General features: G+C 73.5%; 2 protein-coding genes. Both read left to right on the top strand.

Features of this window, described 5'->3' with window-relative positions; all coding sequences use genetic code 11:
• Positions 1-5560, top strand: a 5560-nt coding sequence (locus tag VT50_RS35400; protein ID WP_143645320.1) for a type I polyketide synthase, incomplete at its 5' end; no start/stop codon positions are given.
• Positions 5561-5652: 92 nt separating this feature from the next.
• Positions 5653-7976 (top strand): type I polyketide synthase (locus VT50_RS35395; protein WP_420822256.1); only part of this gene is annotated, 2324 nt, incomplete at its 3' end.

Raw genomic sequence — 7976 nt, 5'->3', positions numbered from 1 at the left:
GGAGACCAGCCCCCACCCCGTCCTCACCACCGCCGTCGAGGAGACCGGTCACGCCACGGACCAGCCCGTGCTCGCCACCGGCACCCTGCGCCGTGACCACGGTGGCGTCCGGCAGCTCCTCAGCGCCCTCGCCACCCTGTGGGCCCACGGCGTGAGCCCCGACTGGGCGGCGGTGTTCGCGCCCGGTGGCGCCCCGGCCGTCGAGCTGCCCACCTACGCCTTCCAGCGCGAGCGCTACTGGCTGGCGCCCATCGGCACCGGCTCCGCCGTACGGGTCGATCTGCCGTCCGCCACCGTGGCCGCCGAAGGGTCCGAGGCGCTTGGGGGCTTCGCACGCAGGGTGGCCGACGCGGCCGAGGGCGCGCCACGGCTGCGGGTGGTGCTGGACGAGGTGTGCCGCCACGCGGCCGCCGTGCTGAGCCTGTCGTCGGTGGCCGAGGTGGAGACCCGCAAGGTCTTCCGTGACCTCGGCTTCGACTCGCTGACCGCCGTGGAGCTACGGAACCGGCTGGCCGGGGCGACGGGTGTGGCGCTCGCGCCGTCCGTCGTCTTCGACTATCCGACGCCCCTGGCCCTGGCCCGCCATCTGCTGGACCGGCTCGCGGGCGGGGACACCGACGGAGCGGGCCCGTACGCGCCGGGCGCCGTCGCGGCGGCCCCGCCGGGGACGGCCGCCCTGGACGAGCCGATCGCGATCGTGGCCACGAGCTGCCGCTTCCCCACGGGCGTACGGTCGCCCGAGGAGCTGTGGCGGCTGCTGCTGTCCGACCGGGACACCCGCTCCGCGTTCCCGGCCGATCGCGGCTGGGACCTCGACGCGCTCTACCACCCCGACCCGGAACGCCGCGGCAGCAGCTACGTCCACGAGGGCGGATTCCTCCCGGACGCCGCCGACTTCGACGCCTCCTTCTTCGGCATCTCGCCGCGCGAGGCGATGGCGATGGACCCCCAGCAGCGGCTGCTGCTGGAGACCTCCTGGGAGGCCATGGAACACGCGGGCATCGACCCGCTGTCGCTGCACGGCAGCCGCACCGGCGTGTTCATCGGCCTGGTACCGCACGGCTACGGCGGTGAGGGCGCCGACGCCGGGGGATCCGAGGGTTACCTCTTCACCGGCGCGGCGGGAAGCGTGGCATCCGGCCGGATCGCCTACAGCTTCGGGCTGACGGGACCGGCCGTCACGGTGGACACGGCGTGTTCATCGTCACTGGTGGCGCTGCACCTGGCCGTCCAGGCGCTGCGCAACGGCGAATGCGGGATGGCGCTCGTGGGCGGCGTCTCGGTGATCTCCGCACCGGGTGTGTTCACCGAGTTCAGCCATCAGCGCGGGCTCGCCCCCGACGGCCGCTGCAAGCCCTTCGCGGCGGCGGCGGACGGCACCGCGTGGGGCGAGGGTGTGGGCGTGCTGCTGGTCGAGCGGCTGTCGGAGGCGCGCCGCAACGGCCACCAGGTGCTGGCCGTCATCCGTGGCACGGCGATCAACCAGGACGGCGCCTCCAATGGCCTCACCGCGCCCAACGGCCCCTCCCAACAGGCCGTCATCCGCCAGGCGTTGGCGAACGCACGGCTCACACCGTCCGATGTCGACGTGATCGAGGCCCATGGGACGGGTACGGCGCTGGGCGACCCCATCGAGGCACAGGCGCTGCTCGCCACGTACGGCCAGGGCCGGACCGCCGACCGCCCCGCGCTGCTGGGCTCGATGAAGGCCCATGTCGGCCACACCGGCGCGGCGGCCGGGGTCGCGAGCGTCATCAAGATGGTGCTGGCCCTGGGCCACGGTGTCGTGCCCCGCACCTTGCATGTGGACGAGCCGACGCCGCAGGTGGACTGGGCCTCCGGTGCGGTGCGGCTGGTGACGGAGACCACGGGATGGCCCGAGGCCGAACGGGCGCGCCGCGCGGCGGTGTCGTCGTTCGGGGTCAGCGGCACCAACGCGCATGTGATTCTGGAGGCCGCCCCGACGGCGGACACCACATCCGCGTCCACGCCCACCGAAGGTGTGCTGCCGTGGGTGATCTCGGCGCGTTCGGAGGCGGCGCTACGGGCCCAGGCAGCGCGGTTGCGCGCGTTCGTGGCCACGGGCGACCGGCATCTCGCCGACATCGGCTGGACGCTGGCGCGGCACCGGGCCGCGCTGGAGCACCGCGCGGTGGTCGTGGCCGCCGACCGGGACACCTTCCTGGCCGGGCTGGACGCCATCGCCACCGGCGAGCCCGCCGCGCAGGTGGTCACCGGGGTGGCCGCCGAGCCGGGCACAGGCCCGGTGTTCGTCTTCCCGGGGCAGGGCTCGCAGTGGGTCGGCATGGCCGCCGAACTGCTCGAAGCAGCAACGGTGTTCGCCAGGTCGATCGACCAGTGCGGCCAAGCCCTCGCTCCGCATATCGACTGGGATCTGCTCGATGTGCTGCGGGCGACCGGGGACGACACGGCGTTGGAACGGGTGGATGTCGTCCAGCCCGCCCTCTGGGCCGTCATGGTGTCCCTGGCCCAGGTCTGGCGTTCGCTCGGCATCGAGCCCTCCGCCGTCATCGGCCACTCCCAGGGCGAGATCGCCGCCGCGTGCGTCGCCGGTGTGCTCACCCTGGAGGACGGCGCACGGCTCGTGGCCCTGCGCAGCCGCCTCATCGCCCAAGAACTCGCCGGGCACGGCGGCATGGTCTCGCTCACCACCTCCGCCGACCAGGCGCAAGAGCTGCTGGTCGGCCACGACGAGGTATGGATCGCCACGGTCAACGGCCCGACCAGCACCGTCATCGCCGGGAGCCCCGCCGCACTCAACGAGGTCATGGCGAGGGCGGAGGCCACCGGGATCCGGACCCGTGCGGTCGCCGTCGACTACGCGTCCCACACCCCCCACGTCGAACGCATCCGGGACCAGCTCCTGCAGCTCGCCGCGCCCATCACCCCCCGCGCCGGGCAGGTGCCCCTGTACTCCACCGTCACCACCGCCCCCATCGACGGCGAGGCGCTGGACGCCGAGTACTGGTACCGCAACCTCCGCGAACAGGTCCGCTTCCACGACACGCTGCGCACCCTGCTGGCGGATGGCCACACCCTCCACCTGGAGACCAGCCCCCACCCCGTCCTCACCACCGCCATCCAGGAGGTCGGCGGCCACGCCATCGGCACCCTCCGCCGTGACCACGGAGGCGTCCAGCAACTCCTCATCTCCCTCGCCACCCTCTGGACCCACGGCCTCACCCCCATCTGGCCCGCGGTGCTCACCCCCGACACCCCCGCCCCCGCAGGCCTCCCCACCTACGCCTTCCAGCGCGACCGCTACTGGCTGGACACCGCGGCCCCGTCCCGTCACCGCCTCGGCGGCACGGCGGGCCCGGACCCGCACACCGGTTTCTGGGAGGCCGTGGAGCGCGAGGACCTGGAAGGACTGGCGCGGACCCTGCGGCTGGAGGAATCCCAGGCGGAGTTGACGACCCTGCTGCCCGCGCTGTCGGCGTGGCACCGACGGCGGAGCACGGCGTCCACGATGGACGCGTGGCGGTATCGCGAGGGCTGGAAGCCACTGCCCGACACCACCTCAGCGGCGCTGTCCGACACCACCTCGCCCGCGCTGTCCGGCAGCTGGCTCATCGTCCTGGCACCCGACCAGAAGGGCTGTGCGCTGTACGAGGCGGTCGCCACGGCGCTGGACCGGCACGGGGCCACCGTGGAGACGGTGGTCGTGGCACCCGAGGATCCGCGCCGCTGGGCCGACACCCTGGCCGCCCTCGCCGCGCACACCACCACGCCCGTCGTCGGTGTGCTCTCGCTGCTCGCCCGCGACGAGACCGCCGGGTTGCACCGCACCCTGCGGCTGGTCCAGGGCCTGGAGGCGGCGGGGCTGTTCGCGCCGCTGTGGTGTGTCACCCAGGGCGCGGTGTCCGTCGGCGACCACGATCCGCTGACCGGCCCGGCGCAGGCGCTGGCATGGGGTCTGGGCCGGGTGGCGGCGCAGGAACTCGCCACCCGCTGGGGCGGGTTGGTGGATCTGCCCCAGGAGCTGGACGAACGCACCATGGCCCGGCTCTGCGCCGTACTGGCCGCCGGTGGCGACGAGGACCAGGTCGCGGTCCGCGCGACCGGGATCCTCGGGCGGCGTATCGTCAGGGCGCCACGCCCCGGCGATGTCATCCAGGACGACTGGACGCCCGGCCCCGGCACGGTTCTGATCACCGGTGGCACCGGTGCCCTCGGCGGCCAGGTGGCCCGTTGGCTCGCGGCCCGTGGCGCCGAACACCTGCTGCTCGTCAGCCGTCGCGGGGACACCGCGCCGGGAGCGGCCGAGCTGGTGGCGGAGCTGGCCGCCTCGGGGGCCAAGGCGACGGTGGCGGCCTGCGATGTCGGGGACGCCGACGCGCTCCGCGCGCTCGTGGCCTCGATTCCGGCCGCGTACCCCCTGACCTCGGTGTTCCACACGGCGGCCATCCTGGACGACGCCGCCATCACCGCCCTCACCCCCGAGCAGATGGACCGGGTGCTGCGGGTCAAGGCCGATGCGGCGTGGCGGCTGCACGAGCTGACCCGGGAGCTGGAGCTGTCCGCGTTCGTGCTGTTCTCCTCCCTGGCGGGCAGCGTGGGCATGGTGGGTCAGGGCAACTACGCGCCCGCCAACGCCTATATGGATGCCCTGGCCCGCCACCGCCGCGCGCGGGGGCTGGTGGCCACCTCAGTGGCCTGGGGGTCCTGGGCGCGGGGCGGGATGGCCGACCGGGACGCGGTGACCGAGCTGCGGCTGCGCCACGGCGTACCGCTGCTGCCGCCGGAGTCGGCGCTCCTCACGCTGGAGGCGGCACTGGCGGACGGTGAAACGGCCCTGGTGATCGCCGATATCGACTGGGACCGCTTCGCCCACGCCTACACCGCCGCCCGCCCCAGCCACCTCCTCGATGAGATCCCCGAGGCCCGGCGGGCGCTCGGCGCGGTCGACGGTGCGGAGTCCGGGGCCCCGGGCGGCGGTACGGGCGGTACGGTGGCGGCCCTGCGCGACCGGCTCGCCGACGCCAAGCCCGAGGAGCGCGAACGGCGGCTCCTCGAGGCCGTACGCGGCCAGGTGGCCGCCGTCCTCGGCCATGGCTCGGCCGAGGCCGTCGGCACCAGGCGGCCGTTCCTGGAGCTCGGCCTGGACTCGGTCACGGCGGTGGAGCTGCGCAACCGGCTCGGGAGCGTCACGCGTCTCCAACTGCCCGCCACCGTGGTCTTCGACTTCCCGACCGTGGCCGAACTCGTCGGCCATCTGGGCACACAGCTCTTCGGCGACACCGGCGACACCGGTGGCGGCCCGGACGGCTCCGGTGAGGCGGCCACGGGTGACGGCGCCACTGTCATGAGTGACGGCACCACCGAACTCGACGGCCTGGAACGGCTGTTGATGTCGCTGCCGGGCGACGCCCCCGCCCGTTCCGCGATCGCCGACCGGCTGCGCCGACTGCTCCGGTCCGCCGTGGACGCCGTGGAGACCGTGGACACCGCCGAGGAGCCGGTGACGTCCGACGATCTCGACGCGGCCACCAACGACGAGCTCTTCGACTACATCGAGAAGGAGTTCGGGATCTCCTGATCCCGTTCCGCCCCTGACCAGCCGGTCGTTCCGCCCCATCCCCGCCCCCCTCACCGAACCAAATCTTCGCCTGGAGCCCCGACATGGACGATGTGCACAAGCTCCGCCACTATCTGACCCGGGTCACCGCGGAGCTCAAGGAGACGCGGGCGCAACTGCGGGCGGCGGAGTCGGCGGCGGCCGAGCCGGTGGCGATCGTGGGGATGAGCTGCCGCTACCCCGGCGGAGTGGCCTCGCCCGAGGCGCTGTGGGAGCTCGTCGAGGGTGGCGGGGACGCCATTTCCGGGTTCCCGGTCGACCGTGGCTGGGATCTGGCGGAGCTGGTCGACCCGGACGGCGAACGGCCGGGCACCTCGTACACCGCCGAGGGCGGTTTCCTGCACACCGCGGGCGAGTTCGACGCCTCCTTCTTCGGCATCTCCCCGCGTGAGGCGCTGGCGATGGACCCCCAGCAGCGGCTGCTGCTGGAGACCTCCTGGGAGCTCTTCGAGCGAGCGGGCATCGACCCGGCGTCGCTGCGCTCCAGCCGGACCGGGGTGTTCATCGGTGCCAGCTTCCATGACTACGGCAGCAGGCTCCCCGCGATCCCGGAGGAGGTCGAGGGCCATGCCATGACCGGTGTCGCGGGCAGTGTCGTCTCCGGGCGGATCGCCTACACCTACGGGCTGACCGGACCGGCCCTCACCGTGGACACCGCCTGTTCGTCCTCGCTGGTGGCGCTGCACCTGGGAGTGCGGGCGCTGCGCGACGGCGAGTGCGGGATGGCGGTCGTCGGCGGTGTCGCCGTGATGTCCACACCGGATCTGTTCACCGAGTTCAGCAGGCAGCGGGGGCTGGCCAGGGACGGCCGGTGCAAGGCGTTCTCCGCGGCAGCGGACGGCATGGGCGCGGCGGAGGGCGTGGGGCTGCTGCTGGTGGAGCGGCTGTCCGACGCCCGCCGCAACGGCCACCAGGTGCTCGGTGTGATCCGGGGCTCCGCGGTCAACCAGGACGGCGCCTCCAACGGCCTCACCGCGCCCAACGGCCCCGCCCAGCGGCGGGTGATCCAGGACGCGCTGGCCGACGCGAGGGTGACCCCGTCCGAGGTGGACGTGATCGAGGCACACGGCACGGGCACGGCGCTGGGCGACCCCATCGAGGCACAGGCGCTGCTCGCCACGTACGGCCGGGACCGGCCCGCGGAACGCCCCGCGCTGCTGGGCTCGGTGAAGTCCAACCTCGGCCACACCCAGGCCGCGGCGGGCATGGCCGGTGTGATCAAGATGGTCATGGCGATGCGCCATGGCGTCGTGCCGCGCACCCTGCACGTGGACGAGCCGACACCGCATGTGGACTGGGCCTCCGGTGCGGTGGAGCTGGCGACGGAGAACGCGCCCTGGCCCGGGGGCGAACGGGCGCACCGCGCGGCGGTGTCCTCGTTCGGCGTCAGCGGCACCAACGCCCATGTGATTCTGGAGGCGGCCCCGACGGCCGACGCCACGTCTCCGTCCACGCCCACCGAGGGCGTGCTGCCGTGGGTGCTCTCGGCGCGGTCAGAGACCGCGCTACGGGCGCAGGCGGCGCAGTTGCTGACGTTCGCGGCCACGAGTGACCGGCCCCTCGCCGACATCGGCTGGACCCTCGCACGGCACCGGGCCGCGCTCGAACACCGGGCCGTGGTCGTGGCCGCCGACCGGGACACCTTCCTGGCCGGGCTGGACGCCATCGCCACCGGCGAGCCCGCCCCCCATGTGGTCAGCGGAGTGGCCCCCGAAGAACCGCCGTCCGGTGCGGTGTTCGTCTTTCCTGGTCAGGGCTCGCAGTGGGTGGGCATGGCCGCCGAACTGCTCAACTCATCAACGGTGTTCGCCGAGTCGATCGATCGGTGCGCCCAGGCTCTCGCTCCGCATATCGACTGGGATCTGCTCGATGTGCTGCGGGCGACCGGGGACGACGCGACGTTGGAACGGGTGGATGTCGTCCAGCCCGCCCTCTGGGCCGTCATGGTGTCCCTGGCCCAGACGTGGCGTTCGTACGGCATCGAACCCTCCGCCGTCATCGGCCACTCCCAGGGCGAGATCGCCGCCGCGTGCGTCGCCGGTGTGCTCACCCTGGAGGACGGCGCACGGCTCGTGGCCCTGCGCAGCCGCCTCATCGCCCAAGAACTCGCCGGACACGGCGGCATGGTCTCCCTCGCCACCTCCGCCGACCAGACACACACCCTGCTGACCGGCCGCGACGACGTCTGGATCGCCGCCGTCAACGGACCCACCTCCACCGTCATCGCCGGAACCCCCACCGGACTCGCCGAGGTGGCCGCCGCGGCCGAGACCGCCGGACTGCGCACCCGCACCATCCCGGTCGACTACGCGTCCCACACCCCCCACGTCGACCGCATCCGGGACCAGCTCCTCCAACTCGCCGCACCCATCACCCC

Source organism: Streptomyces antioxidans, assembly GCF_000968685.2.
Taxonomy (GTDB): domain Bacteria; phylum Actinomycetota; class Actinomycetes; order Streptomycetales; family Streptomycetaceae; genus Streptomyces; species Streptomyces antioxidans.
This window is presented reverse-complemented; position numbering and strand designations above follow the sequence as displayed.